At 68.0% G+C, this 26,530-nt stretch carries 24 protein-coding genes and 1 riboswitch; of the genes, 8 read left to right on the forward strand and 16 right to left on the reverse strand.

Features of this window, described 5'->3' with window-relative positions; all coding sequences use genetic code 11:
• The gene (locus tag FIV50_RS15845; RefSeq protein ID WP_140038262.1) at window positions 1–951 is read left to right on the forward strand and encodes a carbohydrate ABC transporter permease; all 951 of its coding nucleotides are present in this window, start codon (window positions 1–3) and stop codon (window positions 949–951) included.
• Window positions 948–1,853: a carbohydrate ABC transporter permease gene (locus FIV50_RS15850; RefSeq protein ID WP_219846223.1), complete on the forward strand. Its 906-nt coding sequence runs from the start codon at window positions 948–950 to the stop codon at window positions 1,851–1,853. Before FIV50_RS15845 ends, FIV50_RS15850 begins: the two co-directional genes overlap by 4 nt.
• A 69-nt stretch (window positions 1,854–1,922) precedes the next feature.
• Here the strand turns inward: FIV50_RS15850 and FIV50_RS15855 are convergent, their stop codons facing one another.
• From FIV50_RS15855 to FIV50_RS15865, 3 genes are all read right to left on the reverse strand, one after another.
• Entirely contained in the window at window positions 1,923–2,936 is a 1,014-nt protein-coding gene (locus FIV50_RS15855) for an aldo/keto reductase family protein (RefSeq protein WP_140038263.1), read from the reverse strand.
• Between the two features lie 54 nt (window positions 2,937–2,990).
• Window positions 2,991–4,637 (reverse strand): DUF4407 domain-containing protein, encoded by a 1,647-nt coding sequence (locus FIV50_RS15860; RefSeq protein ID WP_140038264.1) that lies wholly within the window; start codon window positions 4,635–4,637, stop codon window positions 2,991–2,993.
• Window positions 4,638–4,727: 90 nt separating this feature from the next.
• The gene (locus FIV50_RS15865; protein ID WP_140038265.1) at window positions 4,728–5,294 is read right to left on the reverse strand and encodes a TetR/AcrR family transcriptional regulator; all 567 of its coding nucleotides are present in this window, start codon (window positions 5,292–5,294) and stop codon (window positions 4,728–4,730) included.
• Between the two features lie 66 nt (window positions 5,295–5,360).
• Between FIV50_RS15865 and FIV50_RS15870 the strand changes: the two genes are divergently transcribed.
• Complete coding sequence (locus FIV50_RS15870; protein WP_140038266.1) at window positions 5,361–5,999, forward strand: NAD(P)H-dependent oxidoreductase; 639 nt, start codon at window positions 5,361–5,363, stop codon at window positions 5,997–5,999.
• Here FIV50_RS15870 and rlmN read toward each other — a convergent pair.
• A complete protein-coding gene (rlmN, locus tag FIV50_RS15875) occupies window positions 5,948–7,237 on the reverse strand; it encodes a 23S rRNA (adenine(2503)-C(2))-methyltransferase RlmN (RefSeq protein WP_181164248.1) in 1,290 nt (429 codons plus the stop codon). The genes FIV50_RS15870 and rlmN overlap by 52 nt on opposite strands.
• Window positions 7,238–7,307: 70 nt before the next feature.
• On the opposite strand from rlmN, the gene FIV50_RS17805 reads away from it, so the two are divergent.
• From FIV50_RS17805 to FIV50_RS15890, 3 genes are read left to right on the forward strand one after another with little or no spacing between them, the layout of a single operon-like run.
• The gene (locus FIV50_RS17805; RefSeq protein WP_219846224.1) at window positions 7,308–7,862 is read left to right on the forward strand and encodes a ribosomal protein L7/L12; all 555 of its coding nucleotides are present in this window, start codon (window positions 7,308–7,310) and stop codon (window positions 7,860–7,862) included.
• A 53-nt stretch (window positions 7,863–7,915) separates the two neighbouring features.
• On the forward strand, window positions 7,916–8,554 hold the full coding sequence (locus FIV50_RS15885; RefSeq protein ID WP_140038267.1) for a bifunctional 4-hydroxy-2-oxoglutarate aldolase/2-dehydro-3-deoxy-phosphogluconate aldolase: 639 nt from the start codon (window positions 7,916–7,918) through the stop codon (window positions 8,552–8,554).
• 1 nt (window position 8,555) lies between these two features.
• Entirely contained in the window at window positions 8,556–9,308 is a 753-nt protein-coding gene (locus FIV50_RS15890; RefSeq protein ID WP_140038268.1) for a sulfite exporter TauE/SafE family protein, read from the forward strand.
• A 134-nt stretch (window positions 9,309–9,442) separates the two neighbouring features.
• Here FIV50_RS15890 and FIV50_RS15895 read toward each other — a convergent pair whose 3' ends face one another.
• The 4 genes from FIV50_RS15895 to FIV50_RS17955 all read right to left on the reverse strand — a co-directional run bounded on the left by FIV50_RS15895 (window position 9,443) and on the right by FIV50_RS17955 (window position 12,703).
• Window positions 9,443–10,180, reverse strand: coding sequence for a hypothetical protein (locus tag FIV50_RS15895; protein ID WP_258184308.1), 738 nt, complete (start codon window positions 10,178–10,180; stop codon window positions 9,443–9,445).
• A gap of 97 nt (window positions 10,181–10,277) precedes the next feature.
• Window positions 10,278–11,108, reverse strand: a complete 831-nt coding sequence (locus FIV50_RS15900) for an SDR family oxidoreductase (RefSeq protein ID WP_140038269.1) — start codon at window positions 11,106–11,108, stop codon at window positions 10,278–10,280.
• 29 nt (window positions 11,109–11,137) lie between these two features.
• Window positions 11,138–11,899, reverse strand: coding sequence for an SDR family NAD(P)-dependent oxidoreductase (locus FIV50_RS15905; protein WP_140038270.1), 762 nt, complete (start codon window positions 11,897–11,899; stop codon window positions 11,138–11,140).
• A gap of 171 nt (window positions 11,900–12,070) precedes the next feature.
• Window positions 12,071–12,703, reverse strand: coding sequence for a hypothetical protein (locus FIV50_RS17955; protein WP_258184309.1), 633 nt, complete (start codon window positions 12,701–12,703; stop codon window positions 12,071–12,073).
• A 138-nt stretch (window positions 12,704–12,841) separates the two neighbouring features.
• On the opposite strand from FIV50_RS17955, the gene FIV50_RS15915 reads away from it, so the two are divergent.
• A complete protein-coding gene (locus FIV50_RS15915) occupies window positions 12,842–13,567 on the forward strand; it encodes an aminoglycoside 3'-phosphotransferase (RefSeq protein WP_140038271.1) in 726 nt (241 codons plus the stop codon).
• A 29-nt stretch (window positions 13,568–13,596) separates the two neighbouring features.
• Here FIV50_RS15915 and FIV50_RS15920 read toward each other — a convergent pair whose 3' ends face one another.
• The 5 genes from FIV50_RS15920 to FIV50_RS15940 form a co-directional block, all read right to left on the reverse strand.
• On the reverse strand, window positions 13,597–14,901 hold the full coding sequence (locus FIV50_RS15920; protein ID WP_140038272.1) for a hemolysin family protein: 1,305 nt from the start codon (window positions 14,899–14,901) through the stop codon (window positions 13,597–13,599).
• Window positions 14,902–14,995: 94 nt separating this feature from the next.
• Entirely contained in the window at window positions 14,996–16,075 is a 1,080-nt protein-coding gene (locus FIV50_RS15925; protein WP_181164249.1) for a TerC family protein, read from the reverse strand.
• 217 nt (window positions 16,076–16,292) lie between these two features.
• Window positions 16,293–17,090, reverse strand: coding sequence for an energy-coupling factor transporter transmembrane component T family protein (locus FIV50_RS15930; RefSeq protein ID WP_140038273.1), 798 nt, complete (start codon window positions 17,088–17,090; stop codon window positions 16,293–16,295).
• A complete protein-coding gene (locus FIV50_RS15935) occupies window positions 17,087–18,556 on the reverse strand; it encodes an ABC transporter ATP-binding protein (protein WP_258184310.1) in 1,470 nt (489 codons plus the stop codon). The genes FIV50_RS15930 and FIV50_RS15935 overlap by 4 nt, the downstream gene beginning before the upstream one ends.
• Window positions 18,553–19,209 carry an ECF transporter S component gene (locus FIV50_RS15940; RefSeq protein WP_140038274.1) on the reverse strand — a complete coding sequence of 219 codons (657 nt, stop codon included), beginning with the start codon at window positions 19,207–19,209 and terminating at the stop codon, window positions 18,553–18,555. Before FIV50_RS15940 ends, FIV50_RS15935 begins: the two co-directional genes overlap by 4 nt.
• A riboswitch (TPP riboswitch) is annotated at window positions 19,203–19,312 on the reverse strand. (Overlaps the previous gene by 7 nt.)
• Before the next feature lie 82 nt (window positions 19,313–19,394).
• On the opposite strand from FIV50_RS15940, the gene FIV50_RS15945 reads away from it, so the two are divergent.
• Window positions 19,395–21,056, forward strand: coding sequence for a D-alanyl-D-alanine carboxypeptidase family protein (locus tag FIV50_RS15945; RefSeq protein WP_258184311.1), 1,662 nt, complete (start codon window positions 19,395–19,397; stop codon window positions 21,054–21,056).
• A 126-nt stretch (window positions 21,057–21,182) separates the two neighbouring features.
• Here the strand turns inward: FIV50_RS15945 and FIV50_RS15950 are convergent, their stop codons facing one another.
• From FIV50_RS15950 to FIV50_RS15960, 3 genes are all read right to left on the reverse strand, one after another.
• Window positions 21,183–23,426, reverse strand: a complete 2,244-nt coding sequence (locus tag FIV50_RS15950; protein ID WP_140038276.1) for an ABC transporter ATP-binding protein — start codon at window positions 23,424–23,426, stop codon at window positions 21,183–21,185.
• Window positions 23,423–25,150: an ABC transporter ATP-binding protein gene (locus FIV50_RS15955; protein WP_140038277.1), complete on the reverse strand. Its 1,728-nt coding sequence runs from the start codon at window positions 25,148–25,150 to the stop codon at window positions 23,423–23,425. Before FIV50_RS15955 ends, FIV50_RS15950 begins: the two co-directional genes overlap by 4 nt.
• 200 nt (window positions 25,151–25,350) lie before the next feature.
• A complete protein-coding gene (locus FIV50_RS15960; protein WP_140038278.1) occupies window positions 25,351–26,412 on the reverse strand; it encodes an enoyl-CoA hydratase/isomerase family protein in 1,062 nt (353 codons plus the stop codon).
• Between the last annotated feature and the right edge of the window lie 118 nt (window positions 26,413–26,530).

The following is a 26,530-nucleotide window of genomic DNA, read 5'->3' on the forward strand; positions in this document are numbered from 1 at the left end:
GTGACCCGGACCACTCTCGAAGGGGGCTCCGTCGGCACCGCCGGCGGGGCCTCCCCGGCATCCCGCCGGCGCCGCCCGTTCCGTGGCCGCCACGCGCTGACGCTGCTGGCCTTCATGGCCCCGGCGATCGTGTTCGTGTGCTGGTTCACATACTGGCCCATGCTGCAGGGTGCACGCATGGCCTTCCACGACTGGAACCTGTGGGACCTCACGTCGACTCCCTGGGTGGGATTCGACAACTTCGTGACCGTCTTCCAGGACCCGGCGTTCCCGGTCGTCGCGTGGAACTCCGTACTCTGGGTCGTCGGCTCGCTCGTGCCTCAGCTCGTGATCGGCTTCCTGATCGCGCTCGCGCTGCGCAAGCGGTTCCGCTTCCGCGGGCTCTACCAGGCGCTCGTGTTCTTCCCGTGGGCTGTCTCGGGCTTCCTGATCGGCATGCTGTTCCGCTGGATGTTCAACGCCGAGTTCGGTGTCGTGAACGACCTGCTCATGAAGGCGGGCTTCATCGACGCCCCGCTCCCCTGGCTGGCCGATCCGAAGCTCGCGATGTTCGCGGTCATCGTGGCCAACATCTGGTACGGGGTGACGTTCTTCGCGATCATGATCCTCGCGGCGCTGCAGTCGGTGCCCGATGAGATGCTCGAGGCCGCGAGCCTCGACGGCGCAGGCAAGGTGCGCCAGCTGTTCTCGATCATCATCCCGTACATCTCGATGACGCTGCTGCTGACGATCCTGCTGCGCATCATCTGGATCTTCAACTTCCCCGACATCATCTACGCGATGACCAGCGGCGGGCCGGCGAACCAGACGCACATCATCACGACGTGGATGATCAACTACACGCAGCAGGGCAACTACGGCATCGCGAGTGCGATCGGACTCATCGTCGTCGCGTTCCTGTTCGTGTTCTGCGCGTTCTACTTGATGGCGATGCGGAAGGTGCAGCGATGACCATCACCGGCACAACAGTCACCGAGACCCGGCGTCTCACCGTTCCCGACATCGCCAAGGCTCCCCGCCCGAAGAGGAAGGTGTCGGTCGGCGGCGTCGTGCGCGTGGTCGGGCTTCTGCTCTGGCTCGTGATCACGCTGTTCCCGCTGTACTGGATCGCACTGACCTCGTTCAAGTCGCCGGGCACGATCAACTCGTTCCCGATCGAGTACTGGCCGAGCGAGCCGTCGTTCGACAACTACGTCAGCCTGTTCCAGCAGAGCTCGTTCGGGGTGTTCCTCGGCAACTCGGCTCTCGTGGCCACGATCGCGGGTGCGGTCGCGACACTGATCGCACTGCTGAGCGCCTACGTGATCGCCCGGTTCGAGTTCCGCGGCAAGGGCACGGTGCTGGTCGCGTTCCTGCTGACGCAGATGATCCCGGCGTTCATCGCACTCGGACCGCTGTACTCGATGATGACCGACCTCGGCCTGGTCGACACCAAACCCGGCCTCATCCTCGTGTACATCGCGGTCTGCATCCCGTTCTCCACGGTCATGCTGCGCGGGTTCTTCGAGAACGTCCCCGACGCGCTCGAAGAGGCGGCGATGATCGACGGATGCTCGCGATTCGGCGCCCTGTTCCGGGTGCTCGTCCCGGTGATGACCCCCGGCATCATCGCGGCGTTCATCTTCAACTTCGTCAACTGCTGGAACGAGCTGTTCCTGTCGGTCGTGCTGATGAACACCGACGCCAACCGCACGGTGCCCTCGGCACTGAATGGCTTCATCTCGACGTTCAACATCGACTGGGGTTCGATGTCGGCCGCGGCGGTGCTGACGATCCTGCCGACCATGGCGATGTTCGCCCTCGCGAGCCGCTGGATCGTGCAGGGCCTCACGGCCGGAGCCGTCAAGGAGTAGCCGCTCCCGCACCCGAACATGACGAAGGCCGCCGTTCATCACGAACGGCGGCCTTGGTCATGCACACCCTCAGACCAGGCGCGACTTCGGCGACCGCGAGTACGTCACCTCGACGTCGCGGTCGACCATGTCGCCGAGCGCGGCGTCGATCGCGGCGAGCGTGTCGTCGTCGAGTGTCACGCCCGAGGCCTTGACCGTGTCGGCCAGCTGCTCGGGACGCGAGGCGCCGACGAGGGCCGCGGCGACGTTCGGGTTCTGCAGCACCCAGGCGATCGCGAGCTGCGGCATCGACAGGCCCGCCTGCTCGGCGATCGGCTTGAGCCGCTGCACGGCGGTGAGGATGTCATCCTTCAGGAACCGCTGGATGAAGTCGGCACCGCTGTTCGAGTCCGTCGCACGCGACCCGTCGGGCACCGGCTGACCCGGCAGGTACTTGCCCGACAGCACGCCCTGGGCCATGGGAGACCAGACGATCTGCGAGATGCCAAGGTCCTGCGAGGTCGGCACGACCTTGCCCTCGATCACGCGGTGCAGCATCGAGTACTCGGGCTGGTTCGAGATCAGCTGCACGCCGAGCTCCTTGGCCAGCGCATGGCCGTCCCGCAGCTGCTCTGCCGTCCACTCCGAGACGCCGATGTAGAGCGCCTTGCCCTGACGGACGACGTCGGCGAACGCCTGGAACGTCTCCTCCAGCGGGGTCTCGTAGTCGAAGCGGTGCGCCTGGTAGAGGTCGACGTAGTCGGTGCCGAGGCGCTTGAGCGAGCCGTTGATCGACTCGAGGATGTGCTTGCGGCTCAGCCCGGTGTCGTTCGGACCCTTGGGACCGGTCGGGAAGTAGACCTTCGTGAAGATCTCGAGCCCCTCGCGACGCTGGCCTTCGAGAGCCTTGCCGAGCACGACCTCGGCCGCGGTGTTCGCGTACGTGTCGGCCGTGTCGAACGTCGTGATGCCGGCGTCGAGCGCCGCGTGCACCGTCTTGACGGCGGCGTCGTCTTCGACCTGAGAAGCATGGGTGACCCAGTTGCCGTACGTGATCTCAGAGACCTTGAGACCGCTGTTGCCGAGATAGCGATAGTTGACCATGCAACAACGCTACCTGCCGCTACAGACACCCGGGCCCGATCATCGTGACCGGTCTCAGACCCGGGGCTCGACCAGCTGCTCCTGCTCTTCGAGCGTCTGGGCCTGCGCACGCTTCTCCGCGAGCTCGCGCTCCTCGGCCTCCGCCCGCTCCTGCGCCGCCTGCTCAGCCTCCTTGCGCTCGGCCCGCGTCTGCGGCTCGGCCGGCGCAGCATCCGCCTGAATGCCCTCCGACTGCACGGTCACGATCGCTGCCCTGTCGCGGAACCCTTCGGCCGTCACCTTGTCGAGTGCGACCTGCCTGCGGATCGCGGCAGCCTTCTCGTAGAGCGACGGGTCGCCGTACGATGTGAGCACCTTCACGAGCACCGGCAGCAGCTCGATCATGAAGAACAGCGCGGCGATCAGGATATGCGCCCACAGGATCGTCGGCTCCTTCTCGCTCAGCCGGTTGAGTCCGCTGATCTGGCTCAGCAGCCCGATCGCTCCCGCATTGCCGGAGGCCACGGATTCTGCCCGTGCGTTGTATGCGTCGAGCGCGGCGTCATAGCTGTCGCGCGCGGCGGGCAGCTGCGACTGCGCCTCTTCGCGGTTCTGCGTCTCCGACGTGCTGGTGTTCTCCTTGGCGGCGGTGCCGGCCGCGGCGAGCTCCTCGTTGGCGGTGCGCAGCTGCGCGGCGAGTGCATCGTAGGTCTGCTGCGCCTCGGCGAGCTGGGCCTCGGCGGCATCCGAGCTCGCACCCTCGCCGTTCACGCCGGTGCAGCCCGGAACCGTGCCGGCACCCTCGCCCGTGAGCTCGCACTGATACAGGATGCGCGCCTGGTCGATCACGGCCTGCTGGGCGGTCATCTTGGCGGTGAGGTCGTCGACGGTCGCCTGAGCGGCGGATTCCGTCGCCGACGACGAGTCGGTGCCGGCGACGATTCCGGTGGCCGCCTGGTTCTCGAGCTCGGCGACGCGGTCGGATGCCGCGTCCAGCGCCTTCTTCTCGGGGCCCGTCTCCAGAGCCTCCTGATCGGACTGCGCCTGCGTGATGTTCGTCGCGGCGACCTCGCGGGCGATGTCGTTGTGGAAGATCTGCAGCACGAGCGGCTCTGCCACGACGAAGCCGATGATCGCGGCCATGATCACTCGCGGGATCGCGAGCCCGATGAGCTTCCAGACGTTGCGCGTCGACGTCATGGTCGACGTCAGGAACCGGTCGAGATTGAAGATGATCAGCGCCCAGACGACCGCCAGCGGCACGGCCAGCCAGATCGCGGCCTGCACGCCGGTGGTCAGCGCGAACAGCATCGAGATCGCCGAGACCAGCGCGGTGCCGGCCAGCACGAAGAACATCTGCACGAACCGCGGGGTCTCACCGGGAACCCGGTCGAGGATCTCGCCGTCCGCTCCGCCGAGGATCGCGAGCTTGCGCAGTCGCGAACCAGGCACGCGCGGCGCGCGCTCGCGCGGCTGCCGGGGCTGACGGCGGGGCTTCGGCTCGCGCACGGGCTCGGCGGATGCCGCAGCACCCGGCTCCGCGTCCGCTTCCGGCTCAGTGCCGCGCCTGGGTTCGACCGTGTCCGGCGCCTGCAGATCGGCGCCGGTGGGCTCGTACGCACGGAGGAAGTCGAGGTCATCCGTGTCAGCGTTCGGGTCGCTGTCGAGGATGATCCGACCCTGCGAATCGAACCGTCCGGGGCGGTGAGCGGAATAGGGCATTCCGACAATCTACGAAAGGTCGCCTGTGGAAAACGTGCACGAACCCTGTGTTTATGCCTCTGCAGGGGCCGCTCGCACAGGCGCAGCGGGTCAGCGCGGGAGCATGCGAGTGAGCGCGTCGGCGCTCGCGGCGAGGGCATCGTCGAGCGAGAAATGCCCCGCGGCGCACAGCGTTCCGAGCCCGTGCACGAGGCCCCACACGCCGGTCACGCTCTGCTCATTGAGCCCCGCGGCGACGGATGCCGCCCCCAGCAGCTCTTCGAGCTCGACGATCAGCGGGGCCATGGTCTTGCTCGGCTCACCGGGGATGCAGACCGTGGGGTCGTAGATGACGTCGAAGCCGTTCGCGTGCTCGACCGCGTAGCGGATGTACGCGCCGCCGCCCTCGATCACGGCGGATGCCGGGTCGGATGCTCCCTCGATCGCCACGCGTACCGCGGCGACGAGGTCGGCCATGCTCCGCTCGGCGAGCACCTTGAGCAGCCCACGGCGGTCGGAGAAGTGGTGGTACGGAGCGTTGTGGCTCACATCTGCGGCACGGGCTACCTCGCGCAGGCTGATCTCTCCCGCAGGTTTCTCGGCGAGCAGCTGCATCGCCGCCGCCTCGAGAGCGTGGGCGAGGTCGCCGTGGTGATAACCGGATCGAGAACTTGACACAAGCAACATTGTTTCCTATCTTGACAGTGTCCACCAGTTCTTGACACTGTCAACATAGGAGTCCGCATGTCTTCCGCCCTGATCATCGACGGCCACCCCGACGCCCGCTCCCTCACCGCCGAGCTCGCCCGGCGCTACGCCGCAGCGCACGGAGATGCGCGCATCCTCGCTCTGCGCGATCTCGATTTCGATCCGTCGCTGCGCTTCGGCTACCGCCAGCGCATGGAGCTCGAGCCCGATCTGATCGACGCCAAGCGCGCCCTGGCCGAGGCCGCGACGATCGTCGTGTTCACGCCACTCTGGTGGGGGTCGGTGCCCGCCCTGCTCAAGGGCTTCTTCGATCGCGCGCTGCTGCCGCAGCAGGAGTACCGCTACTCGGACCTCGGCCTCCCCGTGGGGCTGCTGCCGGCCCGCAACGGCCGGCTGTTCCTTCTGGCGGACACCCCGTGGTTCCTCACGCCGTTCACGGGCCTGCCCGCGCAGACGCACGTCGCCCGAGGGACACTGCGCTTCTGCGGCGTCCGCGCGGTGCGCACGACCCGGATGCTGGGCGTCAAGGACGCGAGCCCCGCGCGCATCGAGTCCTGGCTCGCACGCGCCGAGTCACTGGGTCGCCGAGACGGCCTCCGCGATCGAGGTCGCGGCGCAGAGGCTCAGGCCATCGCGGCCGAGGCCGCTTCGTCCTCGGTCGTCGCGACGAGCTGACCGCACGCGCCGTCGATCTCCTTGCCGCGGGTGTCGCGGAGAGTGGTCGGGATGCCGGCATCGTTGAGCCGACGCACGAACTCGTTCTGCACCGAGGGCTCCGACGAGGTCCAGATCGAGCCGGGGGTCGGGTTCAGCGGAATCGGGTTGACGTGCACCCATCCACGGCCGCGCTCGTTGAGCTTGTCGGCGAGCAGGTCGGCACGCCAGCCATGGTCGTTCATGTCCTTGATCAGCGCGTACTCGATCGAGACGCGACGGCCCGTCTTCTCGTAGTAGTACCGAGCGGCGTCGAGAGCCTCGTCGACCTTCCAGCGCGAGTTCACCGGGATCAGCTCGTCACGGAGGTGGTCGTCCGGTGCGTGCAGCGAGAGTGCGAAGGTCACCGGGATGCCCTCGTCGGCGAGCTTCTTGATCGCCGGCACGAGTCCGACCGTCGACACCGTGATGCCGCGAGCGCTCATGCCGAGCCCATCGGGCTGCGGGGCGACCATCGAGCGCACCGCGTCCATCACGCGCTTGTAGTTGGCGAGCGGCTCACCCATGCCCATGAAGACGATGTTCGAGACGCGCTCCATCGAGTGGTCGTCGGACTTCTTGCCACCCAGACCGCCGTCGGCGATCAGGCGGTTGGCGCGCACGATCTGCTCGATGATCTCGGCCGTCGACATGTTGCGCGTGAGACCGGCCTGGCCGGTCGCGCAGAACGGGCAGTTCATGCCGCATCCGGCCTGCGACGACACGCACAGCGTGATGCGGCCGGGGTAGCGCATGAGCACCGACTCGACGAGGGCGCCGTCGTGCAGGCGCCAGAGGAACTTGATCGTGTCTCCGCGGTCGGTCTCGAGGCGGCGCACCTCCGTGAGCAGCGGCGGCAACATGCCGGCGACGAGCTGCTCGCGGGTGTCGGCCGGAAGGTCGGTCATCTCCGCGGCATCCGACGTGTAGTGGCGGAAGTAGTGGGTCGAGAGCTGCTTCGCCCGGAATCCGGGGAGGCCGAGCTCCTTGACCTTCTCGATGCGCTCGGCGGGCGTGAGGTCGGCGAGGTGCACCGGAGGCTTGCCCCGCTTGGGGCTCGCGAACTGCAGCAGCGGGCGCCCCTCGGCATCCTTCTGCTGGGTCCACCCCTCGGTCGCAGGGCGCACCTGCGGAGTCTTGGTGGAACGGACGGCTCCCGAACGGGACGACGCGGGTGCCGTGGCGGGGCGCGTCTCGCGCGTGCGGGGAGTCTCGGTCATACCTCCAGGGTACGCGGTGCCGGGTGGGAAGGCCCTGGGGCCGGGGCACGCGCATCCCTAGACTGAGCGGATGGACATCATCATCGCTGTCGGCGCGGTCATCGCAGCTGTCGTCGTCGGCGTGGTGATCATCGGCGCAGCACTGCGGTCGATGCGTCCCCGGTCTCCCGAGCCCCACGTGTTCACCCCGTCGCCGACGATGGCCCGCTCGGTGGCCTCCTCGTCGACGTCGACCGCCTCGGCGTCGCAGCTGACCCCCGCGGCGATCGCCGAGATCGACCGACTCGTAGCCTCGGGGCACAAGATCCACGCCATCAAGCTCTACCGCCAGCGCACGGGCGTGCGCCTGCAGGAGGCGAAGGACCGCATCGACCACTGGTCCGTCAGCACCACGGCTCCACATCTCGCGGCCGTGTCGAACGCCTCGGCCGTGCATTCGTCGATCACCGCGACGCCGTCGTCGGTGCGCGGCGCGCTTCCGGCATCCGTCTCATCCGAGGTCGACCGCCTCGTGTCCGCAGACCAGAAGATCCAGGCGATCAAGCTCGTGAGAGAGCACACGGGTCTCGGACTCAAAGAGTCGAAGGACGTCGTCGAGGCCTGGCCGCGCCCGCGTCGGCTGTAATCACAGGTTGCGGTCGGGGAGAATGGTTGCGATCCCCCACTGAAGGAGAACCGATGCCCGACCGTCTCTCCCGCGCCCGCGCCACCGGGGTCCTCGCCGTGCTCCGGGCGCCCTCTCCTGAGCTCGCGCTCGAGGCGTCGGAGGCGATCATCCGCGGAGGCGTGACCGGCATCGAGGTCACCTTCTCGACACCGGACGCACCGGCCGTGATCCGTGAGCTCATCGCGCGCCACGGCGACGCCGCGTACATCGGGGCCGGCACCGTCACCACCGCCGAGCAGGCCGCCCTCGCCGCCGACGCCGGCGCGGACTTCCTGGTGAGCCCTGGAACCCTTCCCGCACTGACCCGCGCGATGCTCGACACCGATCGCGTCGTGATGACCGGCGCCATGACGCCGACCGAGGTCATGAGCGCGCTCGAGCTCGGCGTCGACGTGGTCAAGATCTTCCCTGCGTCGCTCGGCGGCCCGTCCTACCTCGGAGCACTCCGGGGCCCGTTCCCCGACGCCCCGCTGATGCCGACCGGCGGTGTCAGCCCCGACAACCTCGCCGAGTGGTTCCGCGCCGGTGCAGTCGCAGTCGGCGCGGGCGGCGACCTCGCGAACGGCGCCTCGCTCGCCGCATCGGACTGGGCCGACATCGAGCAGCGCTCGGCGCGATTCGCCGCCGCACTCGCTGCGTCCCGCAGCTGATGTGATCGAACTCGCACCCCTCGCGTGGGCCACGCTCGGCCTCGCCGCGGTCACGATCGGCATCTCGAAGACCGCGCTCCCCGGCGGCAGCATCCTGGCGATCGCCCTGTTCGCGACCGTGCTGCCCGCGCGCACGTCGACCGCCGCGATGCTCCTGCTGCTCATCGTCGGCGACGTGTTCGCGCTCATCACCTACCGCCGTCACGCGCACTGGCCGACGCTGCTGCGGTTGGCGCCCGCCGTGCTCGCAGGACTCCTGGCGGGCTTCGCGTTCCTCGCGATCGCGGGCGACGGCATCGTGCGGCGCGCTATCGGCGTGATCCTGCTCGCGATGATCGCCATCACCCTGTGGCGGCGGTGGCGGCAGAACCGGGCGGCGGATGCCGTGGCTCCCGCCCCCGGCGGCATCGTGCTCTCCGGCGTCTACGGCGCGCTCGGCGGCTTCACCACCATGGTCGCGAACGCCGGCGGCCCCGTCATGTCGATGTACTTTCTCGCGACGCGCACGCCCGTGCAGGTGTTCCTCGGCACCTCGGCGTGGTTCTTCGCGATCATCAACCTCGTGAAGATCCCGTTCCTCGCAGGGCTCGGCCTGTTCGACGGACACGTGCTGCTGATGGATGCCGTGCTGGCGCCCCTCGTCGTGCTCGGCGCGCTCGGCGGCATCCGCCTGGCGAAGCGCATGAACCAGGTGCTGTTCGACCGCATCGTGATCGCCCTGACGATCGCCGGCGCCGTCTACCTGCTCTTCTGACTCGCGCCCGACTGAAGCGCGATTGCACCGAGACTACACAACGCATAGAATCATGTTCAAGAAGGTGAGGACAAGGTCCCTCATCATGTGTTGAAAGAGTCTGTGGGACGCAAGCGCCCTCAGGCTCTTTCTTTTTACACGTCAGGACGGTCTCGAAGGATCACCGGTACACGGTTGGCCCCGGACACCCAGTTGGCGACGTCACGATCGATGCTCCGGACGAGCGCGAGCGCCTCCTGAATGCGATCAGCGACGTCTACGTCGAGCAACGGCTCCATGTGCGACACGCGGTTCCGCAACAGGTGAAGGTGCGCAACTCGCCAGAAGGTGATCCGACCGTCAGCGTCGGCCTCGTTGGGAAATGCCGCCTCAAGGCAATCCGTCCACAGGAACTCGCGGTTCGCGTTCACTGTGCTGTTGCTCGGATCGGCTGCGCCCGGTAGGTGGTTCGGCAGGAGTTCCTTCCACAGCCCAAACGTGATGTGCGCAAGAACATCGTCGTGCGTGACTGGCAGTCCGTGGCGTCGATGACCTGCAGGTCTCCGATCCGCCGCTTTCTGCGCCCTCTCTAGCGCTTCCTTGCGTTTGCCCGCCGACAAGCTTCGCAGGGGCGAAGCAGGCTCAGCGAGCAGCCAACTCCGAGTGCCGTTCGTCTGGTTGTTGTTCCAGCCTTGAAGTTCCCGGTCAATCGTGTTGCGCAGGACTACCTCGGCGATACCGAGAACAGCCTGCACTGCTGCCGTCAATTCGGTGTGCCACCTGTACAGGGAGAGCGCACGCTTCTCATTGTGGTGGGCAGCCACGAGATACGGCTCCATGCGCGAGCGATGCAAGGCATCGAGGATTCTGGTGCGGGGTTGAGGTGCGGGCACAGATTCCTCCCGTTGATGGCCGCGCCTGCTGCGCTGAGGCGACGGTATCAGCAGCCACCCGCATTCCCCTCGGGCCGCCGCAACCCGCACCCAAGCCTCAGTCGAGGAAGATGTCCGGGAACAGCCGGTCGTCGGGAGTTCCGGGCACAGCGGCGTACTTCGAGAAGTCGGTGACGCCGTCGGCTTCGAGCACGTCCTCGACGATCAGCGTCTGGCCGGTGTACTCGGCCGCCGGCTTGAGCAGCACCGCGTAAGCGGCGTCGGCATAGATGTCGGGTGTGCGGCTCGCGGCCATGACCTTGTCGCCGCCGAGCAGGTTCTGCACCGCGGCGGTCGCGATCGTCGTGCGCGGCCAGAGGGCGTTCGCGGCGATGCCGTCGCGGGCGAACTCCGCCGCGAGACCGAGCGTGACCATCGTCATGCCGAACTTCGCGAGGGTGTATCCGGTGTGCGCACCGAGCCACTTCGGCGTGGGGTTCAGGGGCGGCGACAGCGACAGGATGTGCGGGTTCTCGGCGTCCTTGAGAATCGGCACGGCTGCGCGCGACAGCATGAAGGTTCCCCGCACGTTCACATCCTGCATGAGGTCGTACTTCTTCGCACCGAGGTCGAGCGAGCGCGACAGGTCGATGACGCTGGCGTTGTTGATGACGATGTCGATGCCGCCGAACTCGCCCTGCGTCTTCATCACGGCCTCGGTGATGTCGTCGTCGTCGCGCACGTCGCCCACGATCGGCAGCGCCTGGCCGCCGGCGGCCCTGATCTGCTCGGCCGCCGAGTGCACCGTGCCCTCGAGCTTCGGATGCGGGGTGTCGGTCTTCGCGAGCATCGCGATGTTCGCGCCGTCAGCCGCGGCGCGCAACGCGATCGCGAGGCCGATGCCGCGGCTTCCGCCCGACATGAGGATGGTCTTTCCTGCCAGTGACATGGATTCTCCTTGGAGCGTGGGGCTGCGGGTTACTTCGGCGCCATGCGAATGGCACCGTCGAGACGGATCGTCTCGCCGTTGAGATAGCCGTTCTCGACGATCTGCTGCACGAGGGCGGCGTATTCGTCGGGACGTCCCAGGCGCGAGGGGAACGGCACCTGCTGGCCGAGCGAGTCCTGCGCGGCCTGCGGGAGGCCCATCAGCATCGGCGTCTCCATGATGCCCGGGGCGATGGTGCAGACGCGGATGCCGTAGCGGGCGAGCTCGCGAGCGACCGGAAGGGTCATCGCGTGCACGCCGCCCTTCGAGGCAGAGTATGCCGGCTGACCGATCTGACCGTCGAAGGCCGCCACGCTCGCGGTGTTCACGATCACGCCGCGGTCGCCGTCGTCTGTAAGATCGTTCTTCGCGATCACGGCGGAGGCCTGCGAGAGGACGTTGAAGGTGCCGACGAGGTTGATGCGCACGATGCGCTCGAAGTCGGCGAGCACGGCGGGGTTGCCCTCACGATCGAGCACCTTGGCCGGCGGGGCGATGCCGGCGCAGTTGACCACGATGCGCAGCGGGGCTGCCGCCTGAGCTGCGGCGACGGCCGCGGCGGCATCATCGGCGCTCGTCACGTCGCCGCCCGCGAAGACTCCAGCGAGCTCGTCGGCGATCTCGGCTCCGGCCGACGACGGCAGGTCGAGGATCGTGACGACGGCGCCAGCGGCGGCGAGGGTGCGTGCGGTGGCGAGGCCCAGACCGGACGCACCGCCGGTGATGAGAGCACTCGAGCCCTGGATCTGCATGCGGTTCTCCTTCGAAACGTGTGCGACTCAGTGTCAGTTTAGCTGATTCCGAGTTTCAGGCGACACGTCGGGAGCATGGCATCCGTCGACAGTGTCGATCCCGAGCCTACGCCGCGCACATCGAAGGGGCGGAGCCATGCCGGCTCCGCCCCTTCCGAGCGACTCGCGAGATCAGACCTCTATCTGCGCGGCGATGCCCTTCAGCTTGTGACGTGCGAGCGCGAGGTTCGCCGACGCGCTGTTGAGCACGAGGTAGATGAAGAGACCGTTCGCGCCCGTCGTGTTGAGCACGTTGATCAGGTGGTACTGCGAGCTCAGGGTGATGAGGATGTCGTCGATCTCGTCGGTGACCCCGAGGTCTCGCATCGTGGCGAGCTTGGCGCGCACGACGTTGGAGTTGCCGGCCGCGGCGATCCCGAGGTCGAACGAGGGGTTGCCGCCCTGGGCGAGTGCCATGCCGCTGCCGTAGTCGACGATCGCGGCGCCGGTGGCGCCCTCGATGGCCAGCAGCTGCTGCAGGGCGTCGTCAAGTGAACTCATGTTGTACTGCTCCTCAATGGTGATGCGTGCGCTCTCGACGGTGCCGTCGGGCGCGGATGGCTCAGCGTCTCCACTCCAGATCCACTCCACGAACTGGTCGAGATCCCGTTCGCCGGATTCCTGCGACGACACCGCCGGAGCCTTCGGCAGCCCAGCGGCGGTAGCCTGAGCGGCGTCCGACCCGAGAGCCTCGGATGCGGACGAGGCGGCGTCGGCATCGCTGCCGTGCCGCCGCCACCACTGCGACCGAGACGAAACGCGCACGAAGACCTCTGTGTGTCGAGTGGGATGGATGATGCGGTCGCCGACGGCGACCGGGACTGAGACTAACCGCGGATGACCCCCGAGAACCGGGAAAATACGTGCATACCGATATACGTTCAGATACGAAGCGAGCGGCCCATGAGCATCCCTTCCGCCACGACGACGATCCCACCGATCGTGCTGTCTCTGGCGGCGGGCGCCACCCTGACCCCGGTGTGGCTGAACGGCATCGGCGGGCTCACATTCCGCACCGACGACGGGCGCTACATCAAGTGGGGGCCGCACGACGCCGAAGCGAACATGCGCGACGAGGCAGAGCGGATGCGGTGGGCGCGGCAGTGGATCCCGGTTCCCGAGGTGCTCGATCAGGGCGAGGATGACGCTCACGAGTGGCTCGTCACCGCGGCGCTCCCCGGGCACAGCGCCGTCGATCACCGCTGGAGCGAAGCCCCCGAGACCGCTGTGCGCGCCGTCGGCGCCGCTCTGCGGGCGATGCACGACTCGCTGCCCGTCGAGCAGTGCCCCTGGGCGTGGGACCCTGCGTGGCGTATCGCGAACGCCGCAGACCGCGGCGTCACCGTGCCCGCCGACCTGCACCGACCCCCGCCGGTCGACCGGCTGGTCGTGTGCCACGGCGACGCCTGCATGCCCAACACCCTGCTCGACGACGCCGGTCGACCGCTCGCGCATGTCGATCTCGCGGCCCTCGGCACAGCCGACCGCTGGGCCGACATCGCCGTCGCCTCGATGAGCACCGAGTGGAACTTCGGACCCGGCTGGGCGGACGCCCTCATCGAGGCATACGGAGTCGCCCCCGATCGGGAGCGACTCGAGTACTACCGCCGGCTCTGGAACGAGACCTGAGGCTCAGGCATGAGCCTCAGGTCTGACGCTCATGCCCGCGTGCCGCCTTCTGCGGCATCCGACCCCGGCTCCTCGTGCAGAACCACCCGGATCTCGGCGATCCGCCGGCGGTCCACGGCGGTGACCCGGATCGTCGCACCGGGCACCTCGACCGAGTCCCCGACCACCGCGAGGCGTCCGAGCATCTCCATCACGAAGCCGGCGACCGTGTCTGAGGCACCTCGGGGCAGGGCGATGCCGGTGATCTCAGCGAAGTCCTGCAGATTCAGGCGCCCGTCGAGGGCTCCGCCGGCATCCTGCATCCGGTCTTCTGTGTCGTACTCGTCGAAGATCTCGCCGACGACCTCCTCGACGAGGTCCTCGAGGGTCACGATGCCGTCGGTGCCGCCGTACTCGTCGACGACGACCGCGATCTGGTGTCCGGCGGCGCGCATGCGGGTCAGGGTCGGCAGCACGCCCGCGGTCGACGGCACGTACTCGACCGGGCGCATGAGGCCGAGCACCTCGCGCGTCGAGTCGTCGTGCGCGGCCTCGAAGAGGTCGCGCACGTGCACGAAGCCCACGATGTCGTCGAGCGACGCGTCGATCACCGGGTACCGCGAGAACGGCAGCTCCCTGACCTGCGTGATCGCGTCGGCCAGCGTCGCCGCACCGTCGAGTGCGACGACCTCGGGGCGAGGTCGCATGACCTCGCTCACCTGACGGCCGCGCAGCGACAGCACGTCGTCGAGAATCCGACGCTCGTCGTCGGGGAGGCTTTGATGCGTCGCGACGATGTCGCGCAGCTCCTCGTCGCTGAGCTCGTCGGCGGCCTTGTTCGGGTCGCCGCCGAGCAGGCGCACCACGGCGTTGGTCGACACCGAGAGCAGCCAGATGACGGGGCGCATGACCGTGGCGAAGCCGTCGAGCACCGGCGCGACGGCATATGCGAACTGGGCGTTGCGCTGGATCGCGAGGCGCTTGGGCACGAGCTCGCCCAGCACGAGCGAGAGGTACGCGATCACCAGCGTCAGCAGCACGGTCGCCAGCGTCAGGGCCAACGGGGCCGCGACTCCTAGGTTCTCGAGCAGGGGCGCGACCGACGGGGCGATCGAGGTCGCACCGTATGCCGCCGACGCGAAACCGGCGACCGTCACGCCGATCTGCACCGCAGAGAGGAAGGTGTTCGGGTTGCGAGCCAGACTCGCGACCTTCTCTCCTCGCCTGCCGCGAGCCGCGATGGCGTTGATCTGGCTCTCGCGCAGCGTGACGAGCGCCATCTCGGTGGCGGCGAACACGCCGCCGACGAGGACGAACACGAACACCAGTGCGATGTTCACCGCGAGGTCGCCCATCAGCGGGTCACCTCGAGCGGTGCGGGGGTGCCCGAGGTCATTCGGGCACCGGGTCTGTCAGGGTCTGCGGACGCGTCTGAGCGGCGCGACTGGTTCACGAGTGTTCCTTCTGTGTGTCGGTGAGGGATGCAGAGGTGGAGGTGACGGAAGCGGCGGCGGGTGCATCGTCGGCCGAGACCGGAGAGGATGCCGCGTCGAGCGCATCGCGCTTGTCGTCGCGTCGCGTCTTCATGAGGCTCGCGATGGTGGCGACGGCGATGGTCGCGCCGATGAAGACCAGAGAGAACCAGATCGGGATCTCGGGCACCCAGAGCAGCGGCTCGCCGCCGTTGATGAACGGCAGCTCGTTGACGTGCAGGGCGTGCATGACGAGCTTGACGCCGATGAAGGCGAGGATGACCGCGAGACCCTGGGCGAGGTAGACCAGGCGCTGCAGCAGACCGCCGATGAGGAAGTACAGCTGACGCAGACCCATGAGGGCGAACGCGTTGGCCGTGAAGACGATGTACGCCTCTTCGGTCAGACCGTAGATCGCGGGGATCGAGTCGACCGCGAAGATCAGGTCGACGAAGCCGATCGCGATGATCACGAGGAACATCGGGGTGAAGAAGCGCTTGCCGTCGCGCTTCACCGTGAGGCGGTCGCCGTTGTACTCGTCGCTCACCGGCAGGATGCGACGCACGAAGCGCATGAAGCGGCCGTTGGCCGGGTCGGAATCACCGTGCGCGAACGCCTGTCGGTAGGCGAGGAACAGCAGCAGGGCGCCGAAGAGGTAGAAGATCCACGAGAAGTTCTCGATCAGCGTGGCACCGAGGGCGATGAAGCCACCGCGCATGATCAGCGCGATCACGATGCCGATCATCAGCACCTTCTGCTGATAGATCCGCGGCACGGCGAAGCCGGTCATCACGATCAGGAAGACGAAGAGGTTGTCGATCGAGAGCGCCTTCTCGGTGAGGTACCCGGCGAAGTACTCTCCGCCGTAGGTCCAGCCGGACACGGTGCCGATGCCGACGCCGAACAGCAGCGCGAGGCCGATGTAGAAAGCCGACCAGCGCGCGGACTCGCCGATGGTGGGCTCATGCGGCTTTCGCACATGGGCGAAGAACTCGTACACGAAGAAGGCGATCGTGACGGCGATCGTGATGATCCACACGAGAGGCGTGATGTTCAAGGAGGTCTCCAAAAGACGAGGCGTGACGATGTCGACGCCAAGGTCTTCTCCATTCTCGCGGACGAGAACCGGGGACCCGGGATGCAGGGACATCCGTAATGACGAGCCGCCCGTGGTGGAGTACTCCCCTTGGGTTCACTAGATGCTAGCGAATACATCGGGGTCTCAGCTATGAGAAAGCTGAATGGGCACTGTGGGTCGGCCGCTTCCCGCCGCCTCAGGCGGTCGGACCGAGGATGAAGTTCCAGGCCCCCGTCAGCACGGCCACCGTGATCGCGACCACCGGGATCACCGCCGCGACGACCACGAGCGCCGTGTCGCGTCGGTCCCACCTCGACTCCCGCGCCCACGAGCGTCGGCCGGTGCCGCCGAAACCACGAGCCTCCATGGCGGTGGCCAGCGAGGATCCGCGTCGGATGGCCAGCACGAACAGCGCGAAGGCCATGCCGAACGCTCGGCGCACCCGGCCCTCGTCGGCGACTCCGCGGGCTCTCCGCGCGAGGGACAGTGCACGCCAGTCGTCGGCGAGCAGGCCCAGCATCCGCATCCCGGCGAGCGCACCCACGACGAACCGCGCCGGCAGCCTGACCCGCTGTGCCAGGTCGTCGGCGAGGTCGGTGGGATCGACCGTGACGAAGAGCACCACGGCGGGCAGTCCGATCGCGAGGACCCGCACGGCGGTCGCGGCGGCGAGGGTGAGCGAACCGTCGCTGACGCGCATGACCAGCCACTCGAAGTGCACCGTGCCGCTGGTCGCGCCGTAGAGCGCGATGGTGACCGCGCTCAACGGTGCGGCGATCCACAGCACGGCGGTGCGGGTCCAGAACTCCTTGGCCCGCAGGCCCGCGAGAAGGAGCAGCGGGATCTCGAGCAGCAGGGCGACGGATGCCGAGACGACGTCGATCGTCAGCACGAGGGGCAGCGCGATCAACAGTGCGGCGGCGAGCTTCGCCAGGGCTGAGCGGGGGGCGATCGGCCCCGCTCTTTCGATGCGGGCGGTCAGCGGATCGATCATCGGTCGACCTCGCCGATCTCCAGCCGCCGCGCGTGCAGGGCCTCCAGCACGGCTTCGTCATGGCTGATCGCCACGATCGCCGTGCCCTCATCGCGCAGGCGTGCGATCAGGCCGACGAGTTCAGCCCAGGTCGTGGCGTCCTGCCCGAAGGTGGGCTCGTCGAGCACCAGCATCCGCGGCCGTGTGGCGAGCGCCGCCGCGACAGTGAGCCGCCGTTTCTCCCCTCCCGACAGCGTGTAGGGGTTGGCGCCGGCCAGCGAGGTGAGGCGCAGCCGTTCGAGCAGGTCGTCGACACGGGCGGCGATCTCGGCGTCGGAGAGCTTCAGCGCCCGCGGTCCGACCGACAGCTCCTCGCGCACAGTCTTGGCGAGCAGCTGGTGCTCGGGGGTCTGCATGACCGATGCGATGCGGGTGAGCAAGGCGCGAGACGACCAGCGGATGGGGTCGGGGTTCTCTCCCGCGGCGAGCGCAGGCAGAGCCGAGACCCGGCCGTCCTCGGCCGGGATGAGCCCCGCGAGCGTGAGTCCGAGCGTCGACTTGCCCGCGCCGTTCGCACCGGTCACGCCGAGCACCTCGCCCGCGCGCACCTCGACGTCGAACGGACCGGCGACCGCGAGCCCGCGCCTCCGGGCGACCGTGAGGCCACGCGCTGCGAGCAGGGTGTCCCCCGGCAGGTGCGCAGGTGCGGGCGGAACGGCCGGCGGGTGTCCGGGAACCCACACACCGGATGCTGCGAGCTCGGCCCCTCGTGCGCCGAGAACCTCGTCCGGGCTGCCATCGGCGAGCACGACCGTGCCCTCCGGCTCGGCGCCGAGCACGATCACTCGGGTGACGAGCGGCAGCCAGACGTCGATACGATGCTCGATCACCACGAGGGTCGCGCCCGTGGCATCGAGGGCGGCGGCGACGGCATCCCGCACGTCCCGCACTCCCTCGGGGTCGAGGTTCGCCGTCGGCTCGTCGAGCAGGATGGCGCCCGGACGCATCGCCAGCACGCCGGCGAGTGCGAGACGCTGCTTCTGACCGCCCGACAGCGCCGCCGTCGACCGATCGAGTGCGACGTCGAGCTCGACCGCATCCAGCGCCATGCGCACCCGCTGCCAGATCTCGTCACGGGGGATTCCGAGGTTCTCGCAGCCGAAGGCGACGTCGTCGCCGACCCTGGCGAGGATCGTCTGGGCGTCCGGGTCCTGCAACACCATGCCGACGCGACCGCGTGCCTCGGTGGGCGGCACGCCGTCGACGAGCAGCCCGCCGTGCGTCTCGCCCTCGTCGGCGCCTCCCAGCACCCCACCGAATCCCTGCAGCAGGGTCGACTTGCCAGAGCCCGAGGCCCCCAGCAGCAGCACCCGCTCGCCGGGTTCGATGCGCAGGGCGATGTCGCGCACCGCCCAACGCAGTCGCGTCGCGTACCGCCACCCCCAGCCGCGGGCTTCGAGGGTGGCGGGTGTCAGGGGCGAGCTCACACGCGTGCGGTGACCTCGCGGCCGGCGGCGAACCGGCTGAGGGCGCCTGTGGCTGCGAGTCCTCGGGCGATCAACCACGCTCCGAGTCCGGCGATGACGGCACCCGAGACGGTCGTCGAGACGATGTACGCAGTCGTGAAGAGCGTGTCCGCACCGGCGTACCAGAGGATGCGGTCGTTGATGCCGCACGCGAGTCCCGCTCCGGCACCCGCCAGCATCGCGACGGGCAGACGCCAGACTCCGTAGAGGAACACGAAGAAGATCAGCTCAGCTCCGAGACCCTGCACGAGGCCCGAGACGATGGTGAGCGGACCCCACGCGTTGCCGACGAGCGCCGAGATGATCGCGGCGACCAGCTCGGTGTAGAGCGCGGCACCCGGCTTGCGGATGATGAGACCGCCGAGCACACCGGCGATCAGCCAGGGGCCGGCGAGCAGGCCCTGCACGCCGGGGAGCAGGGGGGTCAGGATGCTGCTCGGTACCTCGTAGCCGACGTTCCAGAGCAGGAAGATCAGCGCGCAGGCGACGGCGATGACGCTGGCGACGACGATGTCGACGACCCGCCAGCGCCAGAGCTCGGGGCGACCGAGGCCCTTCGAGGCGCGCGAGACGGATGCGGATTCCGTGGTGGATCCGGACGTGGATGTACTCATCAGTGACTCCTCCCTGCGCTGGCATTACCCAGATCAGGTTCGACGGTCGAAGCGCGATTCGCTCCCTCTCAGCCCGGCTCGCCGGACTCCCGTGGTTGTTCTGACGATCTTACCCAGTGCCGACACTCGCGTCTGCTCCTGTTGCAGCGACACGGAACTCTGCGCGAGTTCGGTACCGTGAGGAGGTGACCGCTCCTGATTCCGCCGAGGCCACCGCCTCCGCCGTTCCTGCGGGCGACGCGTCGACGCCCGATGCGTCAGCGCCTGCGGGTCCGACGGCTGAGGCGTCGGTGCCTGAGGCGACAGCGCCTGCCGGTTCCGCGGCTGATGCGTCGGGGCCTGCCGGTTCGACGGTGGCGCTGCCTGAGGCCGACGTCTCAGCGGCCGTCGAGACGGATGCGGCGCCCGAATCGGGTGCGGATGACGAGGCCGCTGCGATCTTCGCTCCTGACACGACTCCCGACACGGCTCCCGAGGCCCAGTGGGCCGAGGGCGCGAGCGGTGGGACGCCGTTGACGTGGGTCGACGCGGTCGAAATCGCTCGACACCCGGCGACCGAGGCGCTCGATGACACGCCTCCCGCGGCGAGCGGCGGCGCACTTCTGACCGGAGCGCACCTGCGCCCGGCGATCACCCGCCCCGGCGTGCTGGTTCCGCTCGGCGTTCTCGTCGGATTGCTCGGCACCTATGTCGGGTCGGCCATGCTGTGGCCGTTGCACGAGGTGGCGCCGGCCGTGCAGGCGGTCGAGCTGACGACGATCGCCGCGCCCGCAGCCGCCATCACCTGGCCCGCCCAGGGAAGCGCAGCCGTGGGAATCGGCGGCATCGGCACGACGTCGTCGTCGCTCGATGCGGCGGCGATCGCGAGTGTCACCAAGGTCGTCTCGAGCCTGATGGTGCTCGATCGGATGCCCCTCGCCGTGGGCGAGCAGGGCCCGGAGTTCTCGTTCACCCGTGCAGACAACCTGGCGTACTGGGACTACCGCCGCTCCGACCAGTCGGCACTCGACGTGCCCGTGGGCGGCACGCTCACCGAGTTCCAGCTCCTGCAGGGAACGCTGCTCGGTTCGGCGAACAACTACATCGATCGTCTCTCCCAGGAGATCTGGGGGTCTCCGTCGGCGTTCACCGCCGCGGCGGAGGTGTGGCTGCGCGACCGCGGCCTCGACGACATCACGATCGTGACCCCGTCGGGGTTCGACGACCGCAACAGGGCCACGCCCGAGTCACTGGTCGCGCTGGCCGAGCTGGCGATGCAGAACCCGGTGTTCGCCGGCATCGTCGGCACCCCGTCTGTCGATCTTCCGGGCGCGGGGACCGTGGTGAACACGAACGGGATGCTGGCGGATCCGGGCGTGGTCGGCGTCAAGACCGGCACGCTCGGCGACAGCTGGAACCTGCTGACCGCGAAGGTCATCACGCTCGACGACACGACGGTGCGCCTCTACGCATCCGTTCTCGGCCAGGCCGATGATGCACAGCGCCTGACCGAGACCCGTTCGCTGTTCGCTCAGGTCGAGACGGCGCTCGAGCAGCTGCCTCCCGCTGTCGCGGCCGGCACCGTCGTCGGCACGGTGACCACTCCGTGGGGCGCGACCACCGACGTCGTGACGGATGCCGATGCCGACGTCGTGCTCTGGAACGGCGCAACGGCCCAGGCTTCGACGGACTTCTCCCTCGGCGACAACCGCGAGTCGGGCGACGAGGTCGGCACGATGACGAGCGCCGGACCGTTGAACACCGTGACGACGTCGCTGTCACTCGCAGACGACGTCGATGCCCCGAGCCCGTGGTGGCGCCTGACCCATCCGCTCGAGCTGCTCGGCATCACCGCAGCGCAGCGCTGAGGTCGCGGCACAAGCCCAGGCTCAGGCTCAGCAGAACGCCCCGCCCCCGGATCAACGGGAGTCGGGGCGTTCTGCTTGTCGGACCGTGTGCGGATCGGCCGTCGTGCGGATCGATCCTCGTGCGAATCAGGCCTTGTGGCCGCCGTCATCCGAGCGCTCGACGACGGACTGTGCCGCAGCGGCCTCGGCGGCGGGAACCTGCGCTCCCACCGAGACCCCGACCTGTGCTGCGGCAGCCGCTTCTTCGGCGTCGCCGCTCACGACGACAGGGGTCGAGCCCGTGAGCGCGTCCTCTGCGTCGATGTCGGTGGCCGCCTGCTCGAACTGCGACTGGTAGAGACGCCAGTATGCGCCCTGGGCGGTGATGAGCTCGTCGTGCGTGCCCTTCTCTACGATGTCGCCGTGCTCCATCACGAGGATGAGGTCGGCATCGCGGATGGTCGACAGACGGTGAGCGATCACGAACGACGTGCGTCCCTGTCGCAGCGCCGCCATCGCGTGCTGCAGCAGCACCTCGGTGCGGGTGTCGACCGCCGACGTCGCCTCGTCGAGGATCAGGATCGAGGGCTGAGCGACGAACGCTCGCGCGATCGTGATCAGCTGACGTTCACCCGCCGAGACATTCGACGCGTCTTCGTCGAGCACCGTGTCGTACCCCTCGGGGAGGGAGCGCACGAAGCGATCGACATACGTCGCCTTTGCCGCCTCGAGTACCTCGTCGTCGGTCGCGGTGGAGCGTCCGTATCGGATGTTCTCGCGGATGCTGCCGGCGAACAGCCACGGGTCCTGCAGCACCATGCCGGTGCGTGAGCGCAGCTGTTCGCGCGTGACCTCGGAGATGTCCTGACCATCGAGCAGGATCCACCCGCCGTTCAGTTCGTAGAATCGCATGATGAGGTTGACGAGCGTCGTCTTGCCGGCTCCGGTCGGACCGACGATCGCGACCGTCTGACCGGGCTCGACCCGGAACGAGAGGTCGGTGATGAGCGGACGCTCGGGTGTGTACGAGAACGCGACGTTCTCGAACTCCACGACGCCCTTGCCGTCGGCGAGCTTCGGAGCATCGACGGCGTCGGCCTCCTGCTCTTCGGTGTCGAGCAGCTCGAACACCCGCTCGGCGGACGCCGTTCCTGACTGAACGACCGCGGCCATTCCACCGAGCTCCGACAGCGGCTGCGTGAACTGCTGCGAGTACTGGATGAACGCCTGCACGTCACCGAGACGCAGCTGCCCGCTCGCGACCATGAGGCCGCCGAGCACAGCGATGCCCACGTAGGTGAGGCTGCCGACGAAGGTCATCGCCGGCATGATGATGCCGGAGAGGAACTGCGCCTTGAAGCTGGCCTGGAACAGCTCCTCGTTCTCGTCCTTGAACTTCTCGAGCGCATCCTGCTCGCGACCGAAGACCTTGACCAGCGCGTGGCCGGAGAAAGCCTCCTCGACGCGGGCGTTCAGGCGGCCGACCTTGCGCCACTGCGTGCCGAAGGCCTTCTGCGAGCGAGGGCCGATGACACCGAAGATCACACCCATCAGCGGGAGCGCGACCAGGGCGACGAGGGCGAGCTGCCACGAGATCGAGAACATCAGCACCAGCACACCCACGACCGTGAGCACGGCCGTGATCGCACCCGACAGCGACTGCTGCATCGTCTGCGTGATGTTGTCGATGTCGTTGGTCACACGCGATATCAGGTCGCCGCGCTGCACCTTGTCGAAGTACGACAGCGGCAGACGGTTGATCTTTGCCTCGACCGCTTCGCGCAGGCGCCACATGGTGCGGACCATGATGACGTTGATCACGTAGCCCTGGAGCCAGCTGAGGAAGGCGGCCGTGACATAGATCGCCAGCACCGCGATGATGATCCACCGCAGCGCGTCGAAGTCGACGCCGTCACCGACCCGGAAGCTGCCGAGTGCCGCGACCTGGTTGGCGAAGTCGTCCTGCCCGCCCCGGCGGAGCGCCGCGACGACGTCGTCCTGTGGGGTGCCGGCGGGGAAACCGGGGAAGTCTCCGTTCGCCTGAGCGAGCTGCACCGAGATGAAGCCCTTGTAGATGAGGTTCGTGGCCTCGCCGAGCACCTTGGGCGCGGCGACCGTGAGCACGACGCCGACGGCGCCGGCGATCGACACGAGGATGAACCATACGGCCGACGGCTTGAGCAGCCCGATCATCCGGCTGAAGCTCTTGCCGAAGTTGTCGGCCTTGCCCGGTGCGACGCTGTCCCAGCCGCCGCCGTCCTGGCGCGCCTTCTCGGCGAGCTCGGCTTCGTACTTCTCTTCCTCGGTCATTTCGGGCTCGACCGCAGTGGTCGCGGCCGAGGCCTTGGCCGCGCGACCACGGCGGGTCTTGGAGGTGTTCTGCTCGCTCATGCGTCCACCCCCAGCTGCGATTCGACGATCTCTCGGTAGGTGGTGCTCGTCTCGAGGAGCTCCTCGTGCGTGCCCACGCCGACCATGGTGCCCCCTTCGAGCACGACGATGCGATTCGCATCGGTGATGGACGAGACGCGCTGTGCGACCACGATCTTGGTCACGTGCGGCAGCTCACGCCATAGCGCCTGCCTCAACCGGGCGTCGGTGGTGAGGTCGAGAGCCGAGAACGAGTCGTCGAACACCAGGATCTGCGGCTGACGCACGATCGCTCGGGCGATCGCCAGACGCTGACGCTGTCCGCCCGACACGTTCGTGCCGCCCTGGGTGATGCGCGATTCGAGGCCCTGCGGCATCTCCTCGACGAAGTCACGACCCTGAGCGATCTCGAGGGCGTGCCAGAGCTCTTCATCGGTCGCGTCCTCCCTGCCGTAGCGGAGGTTCGACGCCACCGTGCCGGTGAAGAGGAACGGACGCTGCGGGACCAGACCGATCGTCGCCCACAACGACTCGACGTCCGCCTCACGGACATCTGCGCCGCCGACGAAGACCGCTCCGCCCGAGACGTCGAAGAGCCGCGGGATCAGCGACACGAGTGTCGTCTTGCCCGCGCCCGTCGAACCCACGATCGCGACGGTCTCGCCGGGCTCGGCCGCGAAGCTGATGCCCTTGAGCACCGGGGAGTCGGCCCCGGGGTAGGTGAACTCGACATCGTCGAAGGCGACCGAACCGGGGGTCGGGAAGTCGGTGACGCCGTTCGCCGGACGCTCCATGCTCGACTGCGTCTCGAGGACCTCGCCGATGCGCTCGGCCGAGACCGCGGCGCGAGGGATCATGATCGCCATGAAGCTGGCCATGATGACACCGCCCATGATCTGGCCGATGTACTGCATGAACGCGAAGATCGTGCCGACCTGCACCGTGCCGCTGTTGACCTCGATGCCGCCGAACCACACGACCGCAACGATCGTGACGTTGAGGATCAGCATGAACAGCGGGAACAGCAGGACGAACAGCGAGCCGACCTTGCGGCCGACCACCATGATGTCGGTGTTGGCGCCGCGGAAGCGCTCTTCTTCGATGCTCTCTCGCACGAAGGCTCGCACCACGCGCACGCCGGTGAGCTGCTCGCGCAGCACGCGGTTCACGGTGTCGAGCTTGCCCTGATAGCTGCGGAACAGGGGAACCATGCGGCTGACGACGAGCCCGGCGACGATCAGCAGCAGCGGCACGGACACCGCGATGAGCCAGCTCAGCCCGATGTTCGTCTGCACGGCGAAGATGATTCCGCCGATCGCGAGCAGTGGCGCGGTGACGAGCATGGTGGCGCCCATCATCGCGAGCATCTGCACCTGCTGCACGTCGTTGGTGTTGCGCGTGATGAGCGAACCGGCACCGAACTGCGACACCTCGCGCTCGGAGAATCCGCTCACCTTGCCGAAGACGTCGGCGCGGATGTCGCGCCCCGCACCCATCGACGCGCGGGCGGCGAAGTAGGTCGCGATGACCGAGGCGATGATCTGCCCCAGCGAGACGGCGAGCATGAAGAGTCCGGTGCGCCAGATGTAGGCGGTGTCCGACTGGGCGACGCCCTTGTTGATGATGTCTTCGTTCAGGCGCGGGAGGTAGAGGGTGGCGAGCGCGCTGGCGAACTGGAACACCAGGACGGCCGCGAGCAGCCACTTATAGCGGGCGAGATAGCGGAGGAGGATTTTTCCCAGCACAGGCGGACTTTCTAGGAAGGATGAGTCGGCGGATCTCCCGACGGGCGGACGCAGGCCGACGATCACGCACAAGCAAGAGTGGCATGAACTTCGGACATTCGTATCCCCTGGTGGGTGGACCTTCGCTGACAGCGAACCATTTCGTGCGCGGCCAGCGGTTTATGCACCGCGGCGAACAACCACGGATATACCGAAATGTCTCAGAAGAGCGAGCGTTCGGGCACGAAATCCCGAGCCTCGGCACCGGCATCCGACGGGAGTTCGGCGATCGTCGCCGGGTTCCACTTCGGATTGCGGTCCTTGTCGATGAGCTGGGCCCGGATCCCTTCGACGAGATCGGGATGCCGCGTCACGAACCACATCACGCGGCGGTACTCACCCTCGAGCGCGGCTCGCAGATCCGGGAGTCGACGCGCCTCCCTGACGGCGTCGAGCGTGACCGCCAGTCCTGTCGGGGCCAGGCTCTCGAGCAGGTCCGCGGTCGTCGAGGCATCCGCAGCCTCCTCGGCACGCAGTCGCGACACGATCTCCGCGATCGTGTCGGCCGAGAACGCGCGGTCGATCCAGTCGCGGGAGGCCGGCAGCGCAGACGGCTCAGGAGTCTCGTCGAACAGCAGCACGATCTCGGCCGGCCCGGTCGGGTCGGCGCGGTAGGCGAGAGCCTCGCGCAGTGCATCGAGTCGATCGGACGGCACGAAGTGGTCGGCGAAGCCGAGCAGCACGGCATCCGCTCCGGTCATCGTCGAACCCGTGAGTCCGAAGTACTCGCCGAACCGGCCGGGCGTGCGCCCCAGCAGCCGCGTGCCGCCGACATCGGGGGTGAATCCGATGCGCGTCTCGGGCATCGCCAGCTTCGAACGCTCGGTGACGATGCGGATGGCCGCGTGACCCGAGAGGCCGACGCCGCCGCCCATCGTGATGCCGTCGGCGATGGAGACGATGGGTTTCGGGTACTCGGCGATCATCGCGTTCAGCGCGTACTCGGCGCGGAAGAACTCGGTGGTCTCCTCCGTGCGTCCTGCCACGATCTGTCCATGCAGTCCGCGAACGTCTCCCCCGGCGCACATGCCCCGCTCGCCCGCGCCGTCGATGACGACGATCTGCACGTCGGTGTCGTGACGCCAGTCCTCGAGCGCCTGCGTCAGCAGCTGGATCATCCCGGGGTCGAGCGCGTTGATCGCTTCCGGGCGGTTCAGGGTCAGCCTGCCGAGGGCTCCTTCGGTACGGACGAGGACCCGGGGAGCTGCGCTGGATTCGGTCACGGGTGCCAGGCTACCCGGTGGACCGACCCTTGCATCCGGCGGCGTTTGTAGGGTAAATGCACGATCCTGCGGCTTTTCCGGCAGGATAGACAGAACTGCCCACTGCAACGAGAGGTCG

This window comes from Microbacterium foliorum, from assembly GCF_006385575.1.
Taxonomy (GTDB): Bacteria; Actinomycetota; Actinomycetes; order Actinomycetales; family Microbacteriaceae; genus Microbacterium; species Microbacterium foliorum_B.

Excerpts from the sequence above, each read along its gene's own strand:
- FIV50_RS15850 (WP_219846223.1), top strand. The coding sequence starts at position 948 with ATGACCATCACCGGCACAACAGTCACCGAGACCCGGCGTCTCACCGTT.
- FIV50_RS15950 (WP_140038276.1), bottom strand. The coding sequence starts at position 23,426 with ATGAGCGAGCAGAACACCTCCAAGACCCGCCGTGGTCGCGCGGCCAAG.
- FIV50_RS15855 (WP_140038263.1), bottom strand. The coding sequence starts at position 2,936 with ATGGTCAACTATCGCTATCTCGGCAACAGCGGTCTCAAGGTCTCTGAG.
- FIV50_RS15905 (WP_140038270.1), bottom strand. The coding sequence starts at position 11,899 with ATGCAGATCCAGGGCTCGAGTGCTCTCATCACCGGCGGTGCGTCCGGT.
- FIV50_RS15920 (WP_140038272.1), bottom strand. The coding sequence starts at position 14,901 with ATGGGCGACCTCGCGGTGAACATCGCACTGGTGTTCGTGTTCGTCCTC.
- FIV50_RS15915 (WP_140038271.1), top strand. The coding sequence starts at position 12,842 with ATGAGCATCCCTTCCGCCACGACGACGATCCCACCGATCGTGCTGTCT.
- FIV50_RS15900 (WP_140038269.1), bottom strand. The coding sequence starts at position 11,108 with ATGTCACTGGCAGGAAAGACCATCCTCATGTCGGGCGGAAGCCGCGGC.
- FIV50_RS17805 (WP_219846224.1), top strand. The coding sequence starts at position 7,308 with ATGGACATCATCATCGCTGTCGGCGCGGTCATCGCAGCTGTCGTCGTC.
- FIV50_RS15930 (WP_140038273.1), bottom strand. The coding sequence starts at position 17,090 with ATGATCGATCCGCTGACCGCCCGCATCGAAAGAGCGGGGCCGATCGCC.
- FIV50_RS15870 (WP_140038266.1), top strand. The coding sequence starts at position 5,361 with ATGTCTTCCGCCCTGATCATCGACGGCCACCCCGACGCCCGCTCCCTC.
- FIV50_RS15860 (WP_140038264.1), bottom strand. The coding sequence starts at position 4,637 with ATGCCCTATTCCGCTCACCGCCCCGGACGGTTCGATTCGCAGGGTCGG.
- FIV50_RS15940 (WP_140038274.1), bottom strand. The coding sequence starts at position 19,209 with ATGAGTACATCCACGTCCGGATCCACCACGGAATCCGCATCCGTCTCG.
- rlmN (WP_181164248.1), bottom strand. The coding sequence starts at position 7,237 with ATGACCGAGACTCCCCGCACGCGCGAGACGCGCCCCGCCACGGCACCC.
- FIV50_RS15885 (WP_140038267.1), top strand. The coding sequence starts at position 7,916 with ATGCCCGACCGTCTCTCCCGCGCCCGCGCCACCGGGGTCCTCGCCGTG.